The sequence below is a fragment of the Rhizobium binae genome (assembly GCF_017357225.1).
GTDB classification, from domain to species: Bacteria; Pseudomonadota; Alphaproteobacteria; order Rhizobiales; family Rhizobiaceae; genus Rhizobium; species Rhizobium binae.
The window spans coordinates 1,031,539-1,051,157 of sequence record NZ_CP071604.1 but is presented as its reverse complement, the minus strand read 5'-3'; the positions used below and the strand labels follow the sequence as shown (position 1 = coordinate 1,051,157).

Sequence of the window (19,619 nt, the reverse complement as noted above, 5' to 3'; positions counted from 1 at the left end):
CTTGTTTATCAATGGCGAAGCAATCCCTGCCCCGCCCTTGCATTCCTCGCGGAGATCACATCCCTAGCCGCGATATGCTTTTGAAAATATTCGACCGCAGGCCTTCACTCCTTATAAGGTAGAGCCCTATCTAGATGACGAAGCGCATTCCCGAACGCATGCCTATTGGAGCCAGACCATGACCACCGATCTCCTGACGCTTTTCGATGCCGACGAAGCCACGATGCGCGGCCTTGTCGCCGAGGCGCTCGCCGGCGCCGATGACGGCGAGCTTTTCATCGAGCATGCGCAGGCAGAAGCGCTGACTTTCGACAACGGCCGGCTGAAGGGTGGCAGCTTCAATACCGAGCAGGGTTTCGGGCTTCGCGCCGTTGCCGGCGAAGCGGTGGGCTACGCCCATGCCGGCGATCTCTCCGTGGCGGCGCTGAAGCGGGCGGCCGATGCAGTCGGTGCGGTGACGCGCGGCTATTCCGGCACCTATGCCGCCGCTCCCCAGGGCACCAACAAGAAATTCTACGGCGACCAGAATCCGATCGGCCAACCGAGCTTCGAGGAGAAGGTCAAGGTCCTGCAGGACATCGACGCCTACCTCCGGGGCAAGGACGACAAGGTGCGGCAAGTCACAGCCTCGGTCGCGGCGAGCTGGCAGGTGGTCGACATCCTGCGCGCCGACGGCCACCGCGTGCGCGACATCCGGCCGATGACGCGCATCAACATTTCCGTCGTGGTCGGTGAAGGCGAGCGGCAGGAGAGCGGCTCCTACGGCAGCGGCGGTCGCATCGGCTTCGGCGATTTCATCGCCGAGGGCAGCTGGCAATATGGCGCCGACGAAGCGCTGCGCCAGGCGCTGGTCAATCTGGAAGCGATCGATGCGCCGGCAGGCACGATGGACGTCGTGCTCGGCTCCGGCTGGCCGGGCGTCATGCTGCATGAGGCGGTCGGCCACGGGCTGGAAGGCGATTTCAACCGCAAGAAGACGTCGGCCTTTGCCGGCCTTCTCGGCCAGATGGTGGCCGCTCCCGGCGTCACCGTCGTCGACGACGGCACGATCGACAACCGCCGCGGCTCGATCACCATCGACGACGAAGGCACGCCCTCCGGCTACAACGTACTGATCGAGAACGGCAAGCTCGTCGGCTATATGCAGGATCGGCAGAATGCCCGGCTGATGGGCATGGCGGCCACCGGCAACGGCCGCCGCCAGGGTTATGCGCATGTGCCGATGCCGCGCATGACCAACACCTATATGCTCGGCGGCGACAAGACGCCTGATGAGATCATCGCCTCGGTGAAGAAGGGCATCTATGCCGTCTCCTTCGGCGGCGGCCAGGTCGACATCACCTCCGGCAAGTTCGTCTTCGGCTGCACCGAGGCGTATCTGATCGAGAACGGCAAGGTCGGCGCGCCGATCAAGGGCGCGATGCTGATCGGCAACGGCCCGGATGCGATGAAGCGGGTGTCGATGATCGGCAACGACATGAAGCTCGACACCGGCATCGGCAATTGCGGCAAGGGCGGGCAATGGGTCCCGGTCGGCGTCGGCCAGCCGCATCTGCGCATGGATCAGGTCACCGTCGGCGGCACGCAGACCTGAGGCGGGAGGGATCGATGGCGGAGATAGAGGTCAGGCCTTTTGCCGAAGGCGACGCCGATGACGTGCTATCGTTGATCCTGCCGATCCAGCGCGAGGAATTCGGCATCGACATCACCGCCGATGCCCAGCCGGATCTCAGGGTCATTCCGGATTTCTACCAGTCCGGCAAAGGCCAGTTCTGGGTGGCGGTCAAGGACGGCGCGATCGTCGGCACGGTGGGCTTGAAGGATATCGGCAACAACCAGGCGGCGCTGCGCAAGATGTTCGTCGCCGCCGAAGTTCGCGGCCGCGAGCACGGCGTGGCGGCGCTGCTGCTCGACCGCCTGCTTGTCCACTGCAGGGATGCCGGCCTCACCGATATCTTCCTCGGCACAACAGACAAATTCGTCGCAGCGCACCGCTTTTACGAGAAGAACGGCTTTGCGGAGATCGCCAAGAGTGCCCTGCCCCGCGCCTTTCCACTGATGGCGGTGGACAGCAAGTTCTATCGCTATAAGGTCGGGTGACGAAACATAAGGGTGCCGTTGCGAAAACCGCGCCCAGTTTCGGCATCACGCTTTAGCCGGTTTCATCACCGTTTTTTCAACCCTGCCCAACAAGCTTTTCAGTTCGGGCTCGCGAACGAGAACAGCGGCTTCGAGCGGCGACAACCACCGGCTGCTCCGTTGTTTTTCCTCCGGAAACTTCTTGTCAATTTCTCGGGCTTCCAGGAGATGGACCTGAACAACCGAGGGAACGCGCTCGCCGTTGGCGCGCGTCTTGATATAGGTGTAGAAGCCGAAGTGGCGCTTCTTGGCCTTACCCCTCACACCGGCTTCCTCCCATGCCTCACGCTCGGCAACCTGATGGGGCGCAAGCTGGGTGATAGGCCAGCCTTTGGGAATGGTCCACGGGCCACTTTCGTGCGATGTGATCAGCAGAACCTCCACCGCGTTGTCGCCGACCTTTCGGTAGCAGATCGCCGCAAACTGCTCGATCGCTTCACTGCGAAACAGCTGCTCGGTCGCGCCTACGAGCCGGCCGAGATATGACCTAGCTTTCTTCGGCAATCGCGTCAGCCACCACTGGCCGGCAATTATTTGTGGCGGAAGCCATGTCGATTTCCCCGATCAATGTGGATGAAAGCCTGGGCTGTGCCGAACGACAATGGACCAAAGGTTCGGTGACCGAGAATGTTCTTCAACTGGGTCCCTATTTCAAGGCGCCACTGTCACAAATCTGTCATAAACTGAAATTTGCCCCTATCTCTTCAAAGAGATAGGGTTTAGGACGGCTGCCACGTTTAATGGGTTGCTCTCGCCGTCGATAGCACAAACCAGGGATCGCGAGGTATTTATGCTGGGTTGGTTTCGAAAGTTGATGCCGCGCGAAGACCGGTTTTTTGTGCTGTTTGAACAGCATTCGACGACGATCGTTGGAGCCGCACAGGCTCTGGACAGGCTGCTGTCGGGGATTGAGATCGAACGGCAATGTGACACGATCGTACGATTGGAAGACCAGGCGGACAATATCACGCGTGAGGTCATGCAGGCCGTGCGGCGAAGCTTCATCACGCCCTTCGATCGCGGCGACATCAAGGACCTCATCCAATCCATGGATGACGCGATCGACATGATGCACAAGACCGTCAAGACCATCCGCCTCTTCGAGCAGACCAACTTCGATCCGGGCATGCGGGAGATGGGCAAGACCGTTGTCGAGGCCGCCAATCTTATCGCCGAGGCAATTCCGTTGCTTGATCGCATGACCGTCAATGCGCCGCGTCTATCTGCCATTGTCGAGCAGGTCACGCGGGTGGAAGGCCGCTCCGACGAACTGCACGAGCAGGGCCTTAAAGATTTGTTCCGCCGGCACGGCGCCAACAATGCAATGGCCTATATGATCGGCAGCGAAATCTATGGTGAGCTGGAAAAGGTGGTCGACCGTTTCGAGGATGTCGCCAACGAGATCAGCGGCATCGTGATCGAGAATGTCTGATGGAGGCCGCGCTCGCTCTTCCCCTTCTCGTCGGGCTAATCGGCGTCGCCCTGCTGTTCGATTTTCTCAATGGCCTGCATGATGCTGCCAATTCGATTGCGACGATCGTATCGACTCGGGTCCTGAGGCCGCAATACGCGGTCATCTGGGCCGCTTTCTTCAATTTCATCGCCTTTCTGTTCTTCGGCCTGCATGTGGCCGAGACGCTTGGAACCGGCATCATCGATCCGGCAATCGTCACGCCGCAGGTGATTTTCGCAGCCCTCGTGGGCGCGATCGTCTGGAACGTCGTGACCTGGATCTTTGGGATTCCCTCCAGCTCCTCCCATGCTCTGGTCGGCGGACTGGTCGGAGCGGGCCTTGCCAAAACCGGCCTTAGCTCGATTGTCTGGAGCGGTCTTCTCAAGACGGCTGCGGCAATCGTGATGTCACCGATGATCGGATTTCTTCTGGCGCTGTTTCTGATCCTGGCAGTAACCTGGACGTTCATCCGCCAGACGCCCTTTGCAGTCGATCGATCGTTTCGCATCCTGCAGTTTGCTTCGGCCTCGCTCTATTCGCTCGGCCACGGCGGCAACGACGCGCAGAAGACCATGGGCATCATCGCCGTGCTTCTCTATTCGCAGGGTTACTTCGGCGGCGGCTTCCATGTGCCGCTCTGGGTGGTCCTCTCATGCCAGGCCGCGATGGCTCTCGGCACGCTGTTCGGCGGCTGGCGCATCGTTCACACGATGGGTTCGAAGATTACCAGGCTGAACCCGATGCAGGGCTTCTGCGCCGAAACAGGCGGCGCCTTGACGCTCTTCGGCGCGACCTGGCTCGGCATTCCGGTTTCAACCACCCACACCATAACCGGCGCCATCGTCGGCGTCGGCGCTGCAAGGCGCATGTCTGCAGTGCGATGGGGTCTGGCGGGCAATATCGTCGTCGCGTGGATCATCACCCTGCCGGCCGCCGCGATGATTTCGGCGCTTTCGTTCTGGCTGGTAACCGGATTGAGCAAAGTCCTATAAAGCCGGTCGCGATCTCGCGGATCCGGTTGCGCGAGCCGCAGAGCTTAGGCGTCCGGCGTCTGCACCGGCTGAAACCGCCACTTCCGCTCGATCGCGGCGGCGAGGTCGATGTCGTTGCGGCGGGCAAAGAGCAGGATATGGCCCAGCAGGTCTGCGGCTTCGTCGGCAAGATCTCGGTCGAGCTCTTCCTGCGTCCGTTCCCTGCGGCGGCCGCGGCCGGTCAGGCGGTTCCAGGCCTGGGTGAGCTCGCCGACCTCCTCCTGCAGTTTCAACAGAAACCAGTCGGCGTCGCGCTCGATGCCGTTGGCGGCGGCATAGGCGGCGGATGAGGTTTCGAACTGGTCGGCGAGACGGCGCAGCATGAGCGTTCTCCTTTTGTTTATGGAGGAGACGCCGATTCCCAGGGAATGTCCAGAGTGGCCGCCCGGATCGTCGCGGCGGTCAGCCGTGATCGGGCAGCAGCATGCAGTCGTAGGAGCGCTGCTTCAGCGCATCGCAGGCCGAAACCGCGGCATCCCGGCTGGCGAAGCCGACGAAGCGGGCGCGGTAGATCCTTTTGGCACCCTGCCCGACCGCTTCGGTATAGGGCGAGGCGGAATTGAGTTGCGCGCGGGCTTCCGACTGCGCCTGGGCGAGAAGCGCACGCGCCGCATCGGCGCTCGGCGCGGCCGAGATCTGGATCTGCCAGTTTCCGTCGGTCTTCTCGGCCGCAGGCTTGACCGTCTTGCCGGCGGCGAGGATTTCATCCATCGCAGTCGGGCGCTCCAGCGGCACGACGGCATCGTCGGCATAGGCCAGACTGTTGGCTCCAAGGCCCGTCGGCGTGGCGTCGCCGGCCGGGCGCGGCGCGCCGAGCGGCAGCGGAACATCGGAAGCATCGGCGGCGGAGGCAACCTCGACAGGCTCCTTGGCGCCGACGCTCGCCATCAGCCTGGCGCCGCCGGAAGACGAGGCGCGGCCGAGATAGCGGTCGAGCAGCGCCGCCATCTTGTTGTCGCGGCTGCGGGCGGTGCGGCCGCCAAGCACGACGCCGACGACGCGGCGGTTGCCGTCCCTGACGGCGCTGACAAGGTTGAAGCCGGAGGCGTTGGTATAGCCCGTCTTGATGCCGTCCATGCCCCGGTAGCGGTACATGAGATTGTTGTGGCCGCGCACGGTCTTGCCGCGGAAATTGAAGCTTGCCACCGAAAACAGGCGGTATTCATTGGGAAAATTCTTCATCAGCGCCACGCCGAGTGTCGACATGTCGCGCGCCGTCGTCACCTGCCTCGGATTGGGCAGGCCGGATGCGTTGACGAAGACGGTGCGGCTCATGCCAAGCTGGCGGGCTTTGGCCGTCATCATCCGGGCAAAACCGCTCTCCGAGCCGCCGAGCTTCTCGCCCATCGCGGCAGCGGCATCATTGGCGGATTTGACGATCATGCCATAGACGGCCTCGCGCACCGTGATGGTGTCGCCCGCCCTGACGCCGAGCTTGGTCGGCGGCCGGGCGGCAGCATATTTCGACATTTTGATCGGCGTATCCCAGGCGATCTTGCCGCGCTTCAGCGCCTCGAAGGTGAGATAAAGCGTCATCATCTTCGTCAGCGAGGCCGGGTGGTTCAGCGTGTCGGCGTTTTCGGCCGCAAGGACCTTGCCGGTGCGGGCATCGAGGATCAGCGAGGCGTTGCCGGCAAAAGCCGCAAGCGGCGCCGAAACGGCCAGCGTCACGGTCAAAACAGCCGCCAAAAGCTTTCTCATAGAGGTCTCCCTGATGCGCTGGCTCTCGATGGGCCATCCATGTGTCGTAATGTGACAGAAGCCGCAAGTTTGGCGCGACTTTGCGGCAACGCCTACCATTTTTCTAGCCTTTTCATCGTCTTGGTTAACAGAAAACCAAAGAAGCTGTGCGAAATCGGGATTCAGCAAGGCTTAAGCCGCTATTGCTAGTTTGCTGCAAAAGACAGCGAGCGGCGCATGACGGGACAATTGAAGCGACTTGCAAAACGCATGGCGATCGGCGCCGGGCTCGAGGCATGCTGGCTGATCGCCGCGGCCGGGCTGATGCGGCAAGCGCGCGGACGCGGCGTCATCTTCACGCTGCATCACGTGCGCCCGCACGTCGCCCAATCCTTCGCGCCGAACGCACATCTCGAAATCACGCCCGACTTTCTCGACGCGTCGCTCAGGCAGCTGGCGCGGGAGGGTTATCGATTCGTGCCGCTCGGCCAGCTGCCGGCACTGTTGGCCGAACCCGAGGGCGGCAGGCCGTTTGCGGCCTTTACGCTCGACGACGGCTACACCAACAATCTGGAACATGCGCTGCCGGTGTTCGAACGCCATCAGGCCCCGTTCACGGTGTTCGTGGCCAAGGGGTTTGCCGAAGGCTCCCACAGCATCTGGTGGGAAACGCTCGCCGTCCTCCTGCGCCAGACGCGGGAAATCCGCTTCGATTTCGGCCGCGGCAGCGAGCGGCTGGCGCTCGAAACCCCGCAGCAGCAATGGGACGCCTTCGACCGCTTCGCCAGCTACATCCACCGCGCCGACGAGGCGCGCGCCATCGCCGCCCTCGATGGGCTGGCGCGGGAAAACGGTATCGAACCGACCGATATCCTGCGCGCGCTGGTGATGGGGCCTGCGCAGTTGCAGTGGCTCGCCCGGCATCCGCTCGCCGCACTCGGGGCCCATACGATCAGCCATCGGGCGCTGGCCCGCCTGCCGGAAGCCGAAGCGCGAATCGAGATGGAAGTTTCGGCCGATTACCTCGAGGCGGTGACCGGCATCCGTCCCGTCACGATCGCCTATCCCTACGGCACGCCGGAGGCAGCGACCGGCCGCGAGGCGGCGATTGCCGGGCGGCTCGGCTTTTCGGTGGCGGTCACCACCCAGCCCGGGCTGCCGGCGGCGGGGAAAACCGGCTATCTGCCGCGCATGTCGCTGAACGGCTTTTACCAGAGGCGGCGCTACGTCGCGGCGCTTGCCTCCGGCATTCCGCTGAAACTGATGGGCAAGTAGGCTCTTACGGATACATCCGCACCTTTTCCCATGCGCCGACCGGCGACGGGCGGCGGAATTCGATTCGGTCGTGCAGACGGAACGCCTGATCCTTCCAGAATTCGATCGAGGTCGGCCGGATGCGGAAGCCAGACCAGTGGGCAGGCCGCGGAATATCGCCGAGGGCGTAACGAGCAGTATATTCGGCCACCGCCTTTTCAAGTGCGAAACGGCTTTCGAGCGGACGGGACTGCTTTGAGGCCCAGGCGCCGATGCGGCTGCCGCGCGCCCGCGTCTTGAAATAGGCATCGGCCTCGGCGTCGCTCACGATCTCGACGGGGCCGCGCAGCCGCACCTGGCGGCGCAGGCTTTTCCAGTGAAAACACATGGCGGCTTTCTTCTGGCCCAAGATTTCGCGACCTTTCTGGCTCTCGAAATTCGTGTAGAAGACGAAACCATCGTCATCGAATCCCTTCAGGAGAACCATGCGGACATTGGGAAGGCCATCTTCATCGACCGTTGCCAGCGCCACCGCATTCGGATCGTTCGGTTCCGAGGCCTCCGCCTCCTTCAACCACTCGGCAAAGAGCTTGAAGGGTTCGCCACTTTCGGTAAAGTCACCGCTTGTTAACTCGTTTGCCGACATATTGGTTCAAATGCCCCGGATTATTCAAAACTCGCCCAGCTTTTGATAACTGGACAGGATGCAGGGTGGAAGTCATAGCAAAGTCATATCGCCATACAAAGGGCCTGCGGCAACGTGGCAGCGCCTTCCTGGTCATCGGCGCCGCAATGCTGTCGCTTTCCGGCTGCCTTGCCGGCGGGATGGATTTCTTGAGCGAAGCCAAGGTCGACCGGTCGGTGGCAACGGGCACGGTGCCGCAGACGCCGCCGAGCACCGACACGCTCTCGGACGAAATGACGGTGCGCAACGCCGTGACCTCGGCCGATGTGGGCAAGCTCGAAGGCCAGCCGCTTCCTTGGGCGAATGCATCGACCGGCAGTGCCGGCGTCATCGATACGATCGTCGAGAACAATGAAGCGGGCCAGGTCTGCCGGCAGTTCCGCACCACCCGGCACTCCTATGTCGGCATCGCCAAATTCTACGGCAAGACCTGCCTCGTCGGCGGCGGCAACTGGCAGCTCCTCAGCTTCCAGCCGGAGAGCTGATCCGGCGGGAAAGCTTCCCGCGGGAAAGCTGATCCGGCGGGGAGTTATCGCCGCGGGAGACCCGATTCGGCGCGGACAGGTTAACGGCCGACGGCTTTGCGCCGAATGCTTAGCAAAGAGCTAACCATTTGCGGCAAAACACTCCCAATCCCCCCACAGAAATAAGAAGTGATTAGCAACTCGGCCGCACGATCGGCGTTGAGAGTGGCTCTCCCTGCCTTTGCGGCCGGTGGCGCCACACGGCGTCGATATTGGACTTTGATATTGGGCGGGGATGCCGGGCAAGGACAGGCGCCCGCGTCGCAACACCGGCGGTTTTGACATGCGCGATCCTTACAAAATTCTGGGCGTCAAGCGCGACGCGGCGGCGGACGAGATCAAGGCGGCCTGGCGCAATATGGCCAAGGCCGCCCATCCCGACCACAATCAGGACGATCCGACGGCGACGGCCCGGTTCGCCGAGATCGGCCGCGCCTACGAAACGCTGCGGGACCCGCGCAAACGCAGCCTGCTCGACAATGCCGTGCGAATGGCGGAAACCAAGAAGCAGGAACAGACGATCATGCAGCAGCGCCAGGCCGCACGTGAGGCTGCGGCCCGCGCCAAGGCGGCGCAGGCCAATGCCGAGCGGGTGATGGAAGAGCTTGCCCGCGCCGCCCAGAAGACCGCGGCCGAAAGCTCCAGGCAGCAGGCCGGCGCCGGCGAAGGCGCCGAAGAGATGGTGGAACGCATTTTCGGCGCGCAGGCCCGCGCTGCGGCGGGCGGGCAGGCGCAAGGCCGCGCCCAGCAGGCCCAGAATCAGCAAACCCAATATCAGCAGACCCAATACCAGCAGGCTCAGGGCCAGACACAGGCCGAATCGGGCAAGCGCGCCGATGGCGATGCTGTCGAAGCCGAGGAGGAAGCCGGCGAGGCGTCCAACAATGCCGCCGCCAACCTGCCGCTGCCGCTCAGCATTCTGACATCACTGGTGCGCCGTTTCACCGGCGCCAAGGATACCGGCCTCGAAAAAGCGCCCGACGAGGTGACGACGGCGACGGTGACGATCGACGACGTGCTGAAGAGCGGCTGGATCACCGCATCGCTGCCGGAGGGCCGCGAAATCGGCTTTGCCTTGCCGGCGGGCACGACCGATGGTCACGAGATCCGGCTCAAGGGGCAGGGCTTCAAGCTGCCGGGCATGCAGCGCGGCGACGCCGTCGTCAATATCCGCATCGCCCCCGATCCGCGCTTCACCGTCGACGGTTTCGACCTGCACGCCGTGCTGCCGCTCAGCATCGAAAATGCCGTGCTCGGCACCGAGGCGCGCATCGACGGGCCGGCCGGGCCGCTTGATATCACCGTTCCCGCCTGGTCGGGGTCGGACAAGACGATCAGGATTTCCGGCCAGGGATTGCCGCGCGACGACGGCAGCAGAGGCGATCTCGTCGTCGAATTGCGCATCATCCTGTGGGAAAAACCCGACGACAAGATCACCGATCTCATGCGCAGCATGCGCGAAGGTCTGTTTCTATGAAATTTTTATGACATTCGCACCCTTTGTTACGATCCCTTACAGTTGATGATCCAGGCCAAGCTTGAACCGATTAACGGCCTATGCCATAGGCAGGATCGATCTGAATCCTAGGGAGCGAAATATGGCTCAAGCATCCGGCCTCATGGCAGGCAAACGCGGCGTCATCATGGGTGTCGCCAACAATCGTTCGATTGCGTGGGGTATTGCCAAGGCCATTCATGCGCAGGGCGGAGAAGTTGCGCTCACCTATCAGGGCGATGCGCTGAAGAAGCGTGTCGAGCCGCTCGCCGCCGAAATCGACGCGACGCTTGTCGGCCACTGCGACGTCGCCGACGAAGCCACCATCGACGCGGTTTTCGAAAATGTCGAAAAGCTCTGGGGCAAGATCGATTTCCTCGTGCATGCGATCGGCTTTTCCGACAAGGACGAGCTGACCGGCCGCTACATCGACACCTCGCCCGACAATTTCACCAAGACGATGCAGATTTCCGTCTATTCCTTCACCTCGGTCGCACGCCGCGCCGAAAAGCTGATGACGGATGGCGGCTCGATGCTGACGCTGACCTACTACGGCGCCGAGAAGGTGATGCCGAACTATAACGTCATGGGTGTCGCCAAGGCCGCGCTCGAAGCCAGCGTCAAATATCTCGCCGTCGACCTCGGGCCGCAGAACATCCGCGTCAACGCCGTTTCGGCCGGACCGATCAAGACGCTCGCCGCCTCCGGTATCGGCGATTTCCGCTATATTCTGAAGTGGAACGAATATAACGCGCCGCTGCGGCGCACCGTCACCATCGAAGAAGTCGGCGATGTCGGCCTCTATCTGCTGTCCGACCTGTCGCGATCGGTCACCGGCGAAGTGCACCACGCCGACAGCGGCTATCATGTCATCGGCATGAAGGCAGTCGACGCGCCCGATATTTCGGTCGTCAAGGACTAAATGCCTCCGGAGTCTGGACCGTGCTTATCTATGTGATCAGACACGGTCAGACGGACTGGAATGCCGAGCGCCGCCTGCAGGGCCAGAAGGACGTTCCAATGAACGCCATCGGCCTGGAGCAGGCCCGGTGGAACGGCATAGCGCTTGCGGAAATTCTGGGCGAGAGGGTCGGCGAATTCGATTTCGTCGCCAGCCCGCTCGGGCGCACGCGCGCGACCATGGAAATCATGCGCGCCGCCATGGGCCTGCCGCCGCTTGCCTATCGCACCGATCCCCGGCTGGTGGAAATTTCCTTCGGCGATTGGGAGGGCTCGACGCTCAAGGAGCTGAAGGCGACGCAGCGTGACCGGGTGGCGGAACGCAATGCCTCGAAATGGGATTTCATCCCGCCCGGCGACGACGCGGAAAGCTATGAAATCCTCTCCTGGCGCACCGGCGCATGGCTGCGCTCGGTCGACCGCCCGACCGTCTGCGTCACCCATGGCGGCGTCATCCGCACGCTTTTCCAGATGATCGCCGACCTGCCGAAGAGCAGCGCCGCGGAAGGCGGCATCCCGCAGGACAAGATCGTCAGGATCGATACGAGCGAGCGGACGATCGTCTGGCTTTAGCCGTCATCCGCAACTGAGTTGGCTCGGATTTGCGGCGAACGATCTGTCGGGCCGGGAATTGCAGCGACAGGCCGCGGTTGAGCGCCGTGGCTCGACCCAACAAGGGGCCATTGCTGCCTATTTGACGATGTCGAGATCGTTGATGACGCGCTTGCCGTCGACCTCGGTATAGAAGACGATCACTTTGACGCCGGCTTCGAGGCCGTCGAAATTGAATTCCTCGGGCGCCTGATAGGTCTTGCCGTCGTCGAGCGTCAGCACGAGATTGGCCGTGTCGACCTTCTTGATCGTCGCCTCGACGTCGGCGCTCTCAGCAAAGCCGCTCATCGGCGACAAAAAACTTGCTGTGGCCAAAAGCGTGGCGACGACGAAACGCATGGCAACAATCCTCTTGAAACGCTGCACGAGAACACTGGCCACAGATAATCTCCTGAATATGGCGAAAATTGCCCGTAACAATGGCTTTTCCCGCCTAATTGATGAATAGCATTTTAAACATAATCAAGACGCTGCGTTAACTACGCGCCTCCCGCCTCCCGCATTTTCAATATCGACGACAGGCAATCGTAAATTAACCGCTGCCTTTTAGAGTCACCCGCAAATTTGGGGGTCTCATTTTGTTATCCAAGCTGGGCGACAGCGAGCAGTTGCGACGGGTTTTGAAGAATAGCCGCGCCTCATTTCTGGTTTCCACATTTGTCGCCCTTGTCGTCAGCATCGTCGGCTTCGCGCTCGATCGAGCCAATACTGCGGCTCACCTACGCGAACTTCATATCCGTACCGAGAACGAGACGAACCTGTTGCGCGCCAGGGTAAAGGCAGAGATCAATATGAACCTCACCATGGTCCGTGATCTTGCCTACCTGACCTCCATCAGCAACGCGGCAAACACGAAGGAGATGGAGCGCCAGATCAACTGGCTGCTGATCCAGAATCCGGCTTTCGTCCATATCGCCATCGCACCCGATTTCATCGTCACCGACATCTTTCCGCGCCTTGGCAGCGAGCGGATCGGGCGCGACGTGCGCGAGGCATTCTTCTCCCCCCGGGCGACGACGCCTGCGGAGCGCGGCCAGTTGGCCCGCTTCTACGGCCCAGTTCGGGTCGACGGCCGCGACGTGTTCGCCATCTTCTTTCCTGTTTTCGTCAAGAAGAACGGCCAACGGCAGATCTGGGGCGCCGTGGAGGTCGCCATCGACCGTAAGATGTTTTACGAGGCAACCGGGCTGATGCCGGCGCGCGACCGCGAAAACCAGGAGCGCTATCCCAATCTTGATCATCTCTCGATTGCGGTCCGGGATATCGGCCGACCGGCCGGCAACGATGCGCTTTCCGCGCCGTTCTTCGGTTCGGCCGACATCGATGACCAGGATCCGATCCGACGCCAGATCACTTTTGCCGGCGGCAGATGGGAGTTCTCCGCCGTCCCGAAAAACGGCTGGACTGCGATACCGGAAAACCGAACAGAGCTGCGGCTGATCGTCTTTGCCGCCGGCTGCATCATCATCATCCCGATCTTCCTCGCCACGCTGCTACTCGGCGAACGCAACCGCAATATTGCCGAGCTCGAGACGCGCGAAGCACAGCTCGAGGAACTGTCGCAGAGGCTGAATCTTGCGCTCGCATCCTCCAATATCGGCATTTGGGAGCTGCAGGATCATTCGAGCAGTCTCCTTTGGGACGCACGTGCCGCTGCGCTGCATGGTAAGCCGGCCGAGGAAGGAAGCCGACCGCTCGACGAATGGCTGGCGGCGATCCTGCCTGAGGATCGTGACATTGCCGAGGTGCATTTCTTCAGCTGCAGCATCGCCGGCGCTGCCTGCGCGGCGCAGTACCGCATCCTGCTTGCCGATGGCGGCATCAGGCATCTGCGTTCTGTCGGAGCCCTCTATCGAGATGCCGGCGGCGCCGGCAAGACGATCGGCATCGTCTGGGACGTGACCGCCGATGCGGAGGCGACCGAGGCGCTGCGCAAGGCCAGGGATGTGAGCGAGGTCAAGAATGCCGAGCTGGAGCTGGCGCTTGAAGAGCTTTCGAGCCGCGAGGGACAGCTCGCCGAGATTTCCAGCCGGCTCGATCTTGCACTCAATTCCTATCGGTGCGGCATATGGGAGGCGCGGCCCGACCGGGGCGGCGCGATCTGGAACGAGCGAATGCACGAGCTATACGGGCTGGCGCCGCGCAACGGCTTCATGACAGAGGAGATCTGGCTTTCCCGCATCCACCCCGAGGATCGGGGGCTGGCGCTCGAAAGCGCGCGCCACTTCAAGCGAAGCGGCGATACGCATACCCTCGTCTGCCGCGTGATCGTCGACGACGGCTCGGTGCGCTATGTCCGCTCGGTTGGCAAGGTCCACCAGACGGCTTCCGGCGAGATGAAGATCATGGGCATTGCCTTCGACGCCACAGAAGACATGCTGATGACGATCCGGCTCAAGGCCGCCAAGGACGAAGCCGTCGCCAAGAACAGAGAGCTCGAGCTTGCCAAGGACAGGATCGAGCACAATTCGCTGCATGATCCGCTGACCGCGCTCGCCAACCGCCGCAAGCTCGACATGGCGCTCGAAAACCTGACCCGTGACGGGCGCCGGCAGCGGCAGAAATTCTCGATCCTGCATATCGATCTCGACCGCTTCAAGGATATCAACGACACGCTCGGCCATGCGGCCGGCGACGCGATGCTGGTGCATGCCTCGAAGGTGCTTGCGAGGAATGTCCGCGGCAGCGATCTCGTCGCGCGCATCGGCGGTGACGAATTCGTCATCCTCGCCTGCGATGTCGGCGACAAGGCGATGGCCGAGCTTGCGACACGGATCGTCGAGGAGATGCGTCAGCCGATCGATTTCCAGGGCTTCTCCTGCCGCTGCGGCGTGTCGATCGGCATCGCGCTCGCCAACGGCATCCACATCGATGCGCGCAAGGTGCTGATCAATGCCGACATCGCGCTCTACCGAGCAAAGAGCACCGGCCGCAACCGCTTCGAATTCTTCAATCACGATCTCCAGGCCGAAATCATCAACACCAAGCGCACGGCCGACGAAATCCTCACCGGCATCGACAACGGCGAATTCACCGCCTGGTATCAGCCGCAATTCTCGGCCCGGACGATGGAACTGACCGGCGTCGAAGCGCTGGTGCGCTGGAAACATCCGTCCAAGGGGTGGCTTACACCCGACAAGTTCCTGCGCATCGCCGACGAGATCAATGTCGTGCAGACGCTCGACCGGCTCGTGCTGGAAACGGCGCTGCGCGACAAGATGCGGTGGACGGCGCTCGGCATTGCCGTTCCCAAGGTCTCCGTCAATGTTTCGGCCCGCCGGCTGCATAACGGCAGCCTGCTGGAATCGCTCGCCGACCTGCATATCCGCCCTGGGGAACTTTCCTTTGAACTGGTGGAATCGATCTTCCTCGACGAGAGCGAGGACGTGGTCTCGCAGAACCTCGAACGCATCAAGGCGCTCGGCATCGATATCGAGATCGACGATTTCGGCACCGGCCATACCTCGATCGTCAGCCTGCTCAAGCTGAAGCCCAAGCGGCTGAAGATCGACCGCCAGCTGGTGCGGCCGATCATCGGCGCGTCGCAGGAGCGAGCGCTGGTCAGCTCGATCATCGACATTGCCCGTTCGCTTGGCGTCGAGACGGTGGCCGAAGGCGTGGAGACGGCAGCACATGCCGCCCTGCTGCGCGACCTCGACTGCGATATCCTGCAGGGCTACGCCTTCTCGCGGCCGCTCTCCTTCGACGATTTCGTCGCCGAGGCGACCGGGACCGGATGGCGGCTGGCTTCGTGACGACCGTGCGGCGGCAAAGGACGGAAACAGGATTTCGGCAGCGGCCGGTTTGACGCAAAGAAAGGCTTTTGCCTCGGCGGCTTTTTGGCCTATGAGTGACGCGCCTTTTTGAAGCAATGGCGCGGCCGGCGGCGACCGGCCCCGGCGCCACCGTGGGAACACATGTCGCACAATACATTCGGTCACCTCTTCCGCGTAACCACCTGGGGCGAAAGCCATGGCCCGGCGCTCGGCTGCGTCGTCGACGGCTGCCCTCCGGGGCTGCGCTTCAGGCTTGAAGACCTCCAGGTCTGGCTCGACAAGCGCAAGCCTGGCCAGTCCCGCTTCGTCACGCAGCGGCGCGAGGACGACCTGGTGAAGGTGCTGTCCGGCGTCATGCTGGATGCCGACGGCGAGACGATGACGACAACAGGCACGCCGATCTCGATGCTGATCGAAAACACCGACCAGCGTTCCAAGGATTATGGCGAGATCGCCCGGCAATACCGCCCCGGCCATGCCGACTATACCTACGACCTCAAATACGGCATCCGCGACTATCGCGGCGGCGGCCGCTCCTCGGCGCGCGAGACCGCCGCGCGCGTTGCGGCCGGCGGCATCGCCCGCCTCGTCGTGCCCGGCGTGACGGTGCGCGGCGCCCTGGTGCAGATCGGCAAGCACAAGATCGACCGCCGCAACTGGGATTGGGACCAGGTCGATCAGAACCCGTTCTTCTCCCCCGATGCGGCGATCGTGCCGGTCTGGGAGGACTATCTCGACGGCATCCGCAAGGCCGGCTCCTCGATCGGCGCAGTCATCGAAGTGATCGCCGAGGGCGTGCCCGCCGGCCTCGGCGCGCCGATCTATGCCAAACTCGACCAGGACATCGCCTCGCTGCTGATGTCGATCAACGCCGTCAAGGGCGTGGAGATCGGCAACGGCTTTGCCGCGGCCGAAACATCCGGCGAAGACAATGCCGACGAGATGCGCATGGGCAATGACGGCACGCCGATCTTTCTTTCCAACAATGCCGGCGGTATTCTCGGAGGGATCTCGACCGGGCAGCCGGTTGTGGCGCGTTTCGCCGTCAAGCCGACCTCTTCGATCCTGACCGAACGCCAGTCGATCGATGCCGACGGCAAGAATGTCGATGTCCGCACCAAGGGCCGGCACGACCCCTGCGTCGGCATCCGCGCCGTACCGATCGGCGAGGCGATGGTCGCCTGCGCCATCGCCGATCATTATCTTCGCGACCGCGGCCAGACCGGCCGTCTGAAATAGGAGCGTCCATGTCTTACGATCAGAAACGCGTCGTCGACACCATCAGGGCCTTCGAGGCCGGCGAAATCGTCGTCGTCATGGACGACAATGACCGCGAGAACGAGGGCGATCTGATCGTCGCCGCCGTGCACACCACGCCGGAGAAGATGGCCTTCATCGTGCGCCACACCTCCGGCATCGTCTGCGCGCCGATGCCGAAGGAAGAGGCCAAACGCCTCAACCTGAACGCCATGGTGGCGGAAAACGATTCCGCCCATACGACCGCCTTCACCGTCTCGGTCGATTTCAAGCACGGCACGACGACCGGCATCTCCGCCGACGACCGGACGCTGACGGTGCGCAACCTCGCCAATCCGAATGTCGGCGCCGCCGATTTCGTCCGTCCCGGCCATATCTTTCCGCTGGTATCGCGCGAAGGCGGCGTGCTGATGCGCTCGGGTCATACCGAAGCGGCCGTCGACCTCTGCCGGCTCGCCGGCCTGCCGCCGATCGGCGTCATCTCCGAACTCGTCAATGACGACGGCACCGTCACCCGCGGGCCGCAGGTGGTGGACTTCGCCGAGAAACACGGGCTGAAGCTCGTCTCCGTCGCCGATCTCATCGCCTATCGCCAGCGCAAGGAAACGCTGATCGAGCACGGCGCGAGCTTCGACATCGACACGCCCTTCGGCAAGGCCAAGGCCCATACCTACGCCCTGCCCTGGGACCCGATGCAGCATCTGGCCGTCGTCTTCGGCGACATCCGCGACGGCATCGACATTCCGGTGCGCCTGCATCCGGAAAATGTCGCCGAGGATCTCTTCGGCAGAAAGAGCCCGGTCGATTTCTACATGGAGAAGATCGCCGCCGAAGGACGCGGCGTCATCGTCTATCTGCGCGAGGGCTCCGTCGGCGTCGGCCACTACGACAATGGCCGCAAGGCCCGTAACCAGGGCCGCGAAGCCCACGCCGAAGCGCAGAGCCGCGAAAGCGAATGGCTGGAAATCGGCCTCGGCGCCCAGATCCTGAAGGATCTCGGCGTCAGCTCGATCAAGCTTCTCACCAGCCGCGAGCGCCACTATGTCGGCCTGGAAGGGTTTGGGATCAAGATCAGCAAGACGGAGATCTGCTGAGGGGAGGCTCTTCTTCCTCATCAAGCTAGTGGATTGCGTTGACAGAGGCGTCTGCGGTGAATGGGTTTCTCCTGCGCACCCACCCTCCGCGGAGGGTGGGGTTGGCGTTATTGCCAAACTCGCCGTCGGCGTACAGAGACGCACCGCTGCTGGCGTTACATCCGGCCAGCACTTGTTACGGCCTCGCATGCGAGTGCGCGGTAACGGCAGCGGATAATTCGCTTACCCTCGCCACCCTTCCAGCAAAACCACCTTCTCCACACCGGCAAACCGCGCCACCCGCTCGAGCTCCGCCTCCAGCCGCTCCAGCCGCCCCGCCGAAGGTTTCACCCCCGGCTCCAGCCAGAGCCGCCTGACGTCGAGAGTCGATTTTTTCCGATCCGCCTTCATGTCGATGCGGCCGATCAGCCGGTCGCCCTCGAGCAGCGGAAATACGTAATAGCCGTATTCGCGCTTGGCTTCCGGCACGAAGACCTCGATACGGTAGAAGAAGCCGAACAGGCGTTCGGTGCGGTTGCGATCGCGGATCATCGGGTCGAAGGGGCTGAGCACGCGGATGCGCGGCGGCGCGTCCGGATAGGTGTCGAGCGTCGAGAGAAAGTCGGCAAAGGCCCAGGACGGGCGAGGCTTGCCGCCGGGCGCCGGTTCGATCAGCACTTCGGTCAGCTCGTCGCGATGGGCTGATACCCAGGCCTTGGCCTCGTCGGGGGAGACCAGATTCCAAAAGGCGGCGATCTCGCCATGGGTGGCAAAACCGAGGCGGGCAAGCGCGCCGCGGCACGCCCAGTCGACGAAATCTTCGCGGCTCACCTCCGGCTCACGGAATTTAGCCGGGATGACGCGCTCTGTCAGATCATAGATCTTCTGGAAATTCGATCGGCCGGCGATGGCGAATTTGCCGGTGTGCCAGAAATATTCGAGCGCCGTCTTGTTCGGATGCCAGTTCCACCAGCCGCCGGAAACATGGTCATCGGCCTTGACGTCGCGCGCCAGCATCGCGCCGTCGCGCCGCACACGCTCATAGGTCTCCTCGAAAGCCGCCTCGAAACCCTCGCCGCGCCATTTGCGCCAGCGCTCGACGAGGACTTTCTCCTGATGGCGGAACTTATGCTTCCAATAGACGAAGAAGGCGCTCGGCAGGATGGAGGCATCGTGCGTCCAGTGCTCGAACAGCGCGCGTTCCTTCTCGAGCAGCGCCTTCAGATGCTCGCGTCGATAGGTTTGATTGCGGGAAAACAGGATCTGGTGATGCGCCCGCTCCACCGTCTGAATGCTGTCCACCTGGACGAAGCCGAGATCGTGAATCAGCTGCAGCAAGCCCAGCTTCGTCAAGGCGCGGTTCGGCGGGGCGCTGAGGCCCTGTTTGGCCAGGAAGACCCGGCGGGCGTCGGAATTGGAAATCAGATTCGTCATGGGCGCATCATATCGCGGAAAATCTTCCTAGCCACCCGATATAGCGATTTGCTCTTCATCACCCTCGATTACCCGTATAGAAGCGCTGCTGTCAGGTTGGTGCGCATGGCTGCTCCTCACCCTAACCCTATCCTCGCTCGCGGGGGTCCGAAAGGACGAGTCGAGACGCATGGCTCGACAGAGGCAGGGTGCCGGCAGGCGGATGAGGGGCTGGTGCGGCTGCATGATCGCATGAATGCGAGGGAC

18 protein-coding genes are annotated in these 19,619 nt (G+C 62.6%); 12 read left to right on the top strand and 6 right to left on the bottom strand.

Annotated features, from left to right (window positions below; all coding sequences use genetic code 11):
• Positions 1-178: 178 nt before the first annotated feature.
• Both tldD and J2J99_RS04995 read left to right on the top strand, forming a co-directional pair.
• Positions 179-1,594, top strand: a complete 1,416-nt coding sequence (tldD, locus tag J2J99_RS05000) for a metalloprotease TldD (protein WP_168300749.1) — start codon at positions 179-181, stop codon at positions 1,592-1,594.
• Positions 1,595-1,608: 14 nt separating this feature from the next.
• A complete protein-coding gene (locus tag J2J99_RS04995) occupies positions 1,609-2,100 on the top strand; it encodes a GNAT family N-acetyltransferase (RefSeq protein WP_168300748.1) in 492 nt (163 codons plus the stop codon).
• A gap of 45 nt (positions 2,101-2,145) precedes the next feature.
• Here the strand turns inward: J2J99_RS04995 and J2J99_RS04990 are convergent, their stop codons facing one another.
• Positions 2,146-2,643, bottom strand: coding sequence for an NUDIX hydrolase (locus J2J99_RS04990; protein ID WP_168300747.1), 498 nt, complete (start codon positions 2,641-2,643; stop codon positions 2,146-2,148).
• Between the two features lie 286 nt (positions 2,644-2,929).
• Here J2J99_RS04990 and J2J99_RS04985 point away from each other — a divergent pair, with 286 nt between their 5' ends.
• Together J2J99_RS04985 and J2J99_RS04980 are read left to right on the top strand one after the other, a co-directional pair.
• Positions 2,930-3,571 carry a DUF47 domain-containing protein gene (locus tag J2J99_RS04985; protein ID WP_168300746.1) on the top strand — a complete coding sequence of 214 codons (642 nt, stop codon included), beginning with the start codon at positions 2,930-2,932 and terminating at the stop codon, positions 3,569-3,571.
• Positions 3,571-4,584 (top strand): inorganic phosphate transporter, encoded by a 1,014-nt coding sequence (locus tag J2J99_RS04980; RefSeq protein ID WP_168300745.1) that lies wholly within the window; start codon positions 3,571-3,573, stop codon positions 4,582-4,584. The genes J2J99_RS04985 and J2J99_RS04980 overlap by 1 nt, the downstream gene beginning before the upstream one ends.
• Positions 4,585-4,628: 44 nt before the next feature.
• Here the strand turns inward: J2J99_RS04980 and J2J99_RS04975 are convergent, their stop codons facing one another.
• Complete coding sequence (locus J2J99_RS04975) at positions 4,629-4,946, bottom strand: nucleoside triphosphate pyrophosphohydrolase family protein (RefSeq protein ID WP_168300744.1); 318 nt, start codon at positions 4,944-4,946, stop codon at positions 4,629-4,631.
• Between the two features lie 79 nt (positions 4,947-5,025).
• The gene (locus tag J2J99_RS04970) at positions 5,026-6,324 is read right to left on the bottom strand and encodes a D-alanyl-D-alanine carboxypeptidase family protein (RefSeq protein WP_168300743.1); all 1,299 of its coding nucleotides are present in this window, start codon (positions 6,322-6,324) and stop codon (positions 5,026-5,028) included.
• Between the two features lie 216 nt (positions 6,325-6,540).
• Between J2J99_RS04970 and J2J99_RS04965 the strand changes: the two genes are divergently transcribed.
• On the top strand, positions 6,541-7,578 hold the full coding sequence (locus tag J2J99_RS04965) for a polysaccharide deacetylase family protein (RefSeq protein WP_168300742.1): 1,038 nt from the start codon (positions 6,541-6,543) through the stop codon (positions 7,576-7,578).
• A gap of 4 nt (positions 7,579-7,582) precedes the next feature.
• On the opposite strand, the gene pdxH is transcribed toward J2J99_RS04965, so the two are convergent.
• Positions 7,583-8,203, bottom strand: a complete 621-nt coding sequence (pdxH, locus tag J2J99_RS04960) for a pyridoxamine 5'-phosphate oxidase (protein WP_168300741.1) — start codon at positions 8,201-8,203, stop codon at positions 7,583-7,585.
• Between the two features lie 65 nt (positions 8,204-8,268).
• On the opposite strand from pdxH, the gene J2J99_RS04955 reads away from it, so the two are divergent.
• The 4 genes from J2J99_RS04955 (at position 8,269) to J2J99_RS04940 (ending at position 11,794) form a co-directional block, all read left to right on the top strand.
• A complete protein-coding gene (locus J2J99_RS04955; RefSeq protein WP_168300740.1) occupies positions 8,269-8,727 on the top strand; it encodes an RT0821/Lpp0805 family surface protein in 459 nt (152 codons plus the stop codon).
• 322 nt (positions 8,728-9,049) lie between these two features.
• Complete coding sequence (locus J2J99_RS04950; protein WP_168300739.1) at positions 9,050-10,243, top strand: J domain-containing protein; 1,194 nt, start codon at positions 9,050-9,052, stop codon at positions 10,241-10,243.
• 121 nt (positions 10,244-10,364) lie between these two features.
• The gene (fabI, locus tag J2J99_RS04945) at positions 10,365-11,183 is read left to right on the top strand and encodes an enoyl-ACP reductase FabI (protein ID WP_168300738.1); all 819 of its coding nucleotides are present in this window, start codon (positions 10,365-10,367) and stop codon (positions 11,181-11,183) included.
• 20 nt (positions 11,184-11,203) lie between these two features.
• Positions 11,204-11,794, top strand: coding sequence for a histidine phosphatase family protein (locus tag J2J99_RS04940; protein WP_168300737.1), 591 nt, complete (start codon positions 11,204-11,206; stop codon positions 11,792-11,794).
• Positions 11,795-11,911: 117 nt separating this feature from the next.
• Here J2J99_RS04940 and J2J99_RS04935 read toward each other — a convergent pair whose 3' ends face one another.
• Positions 11,912-12,172, bottom strand: a complete 261-nt coding sequence (locus J2J99_RS04935; RefSeq protein ID WP_003569889.1) for a DUF1344 domain-containing protein — start codon at positions 12,170-12,172, stop codon at positions 11,912-11,914.
• 239 nt (positions 12,173-12,411) lie between these two features.
• Between J2J99_RS04935 and J2J99_RS04930 the strand changes: the two genes are divergently transcribed.
• From J2J99_RS04930 to ribB, 3 genes are all read left to right on the top strand, one after another.
• Positions 12,412-15,588, top strand: a complete 3,177-nt coding sequence (locus tag J2J99_RS04930; protein WP_168300736.1) for a putative bifunctional diguanylate cyclase/phosphodiesterase — start codon at positions 12,412-12,414, stop codon at positions 15,586-15,588.
• A 162-nt stretch (positions 15,589-15,750) separates the two neighbouring features.
• Positions 15,751-16,848: a chorismate synthase gene (aroC, locus tag J2J99_RS04925; RefSeq protein WP_168300735.1), complete on the top strand. Its 1,098-nt coding sequence runs from the start codon at positions 15,751-15,753 to the stop codon at positions 16,846-16,848.
• An 8-nt stretch (positions 16,849-16,856) separates the two neighbouring features.
• Positions 16,857-17,960 carry a 3,4-dihydroxy-2-butanone-4-phosphate synthase gene (ribB, locus tag J2J99_RS04920; protein WP_168300734.1) on the top strand — a complete coding sequence of 368 codons (1,104 nt, stop codon included), beginning with the start codon at positions 16,857-16,859 and terminating at the stop codon, positions 17,958-17,960.
• 222 nt (positions 17,961-18,182) lie between these two features.
• Here the strand turns inward: ribB and J2J99_RS04915 are convergent, their stop codons facing one another.
• On the bottom strand, positions 18,183-19,373 hold the full coding sequence (locus tag J2J99_RS04915) for a winged helix-turn-helix domain-containing protein (RefSeq protein ID WP_168300733.1): 1,191 nt from the start codon (positions 19,371-19,373) through the stop codon (positions 18,183-18,185).
• Positions 19,374-19,619: the final 246 nt, after the last annotated feature.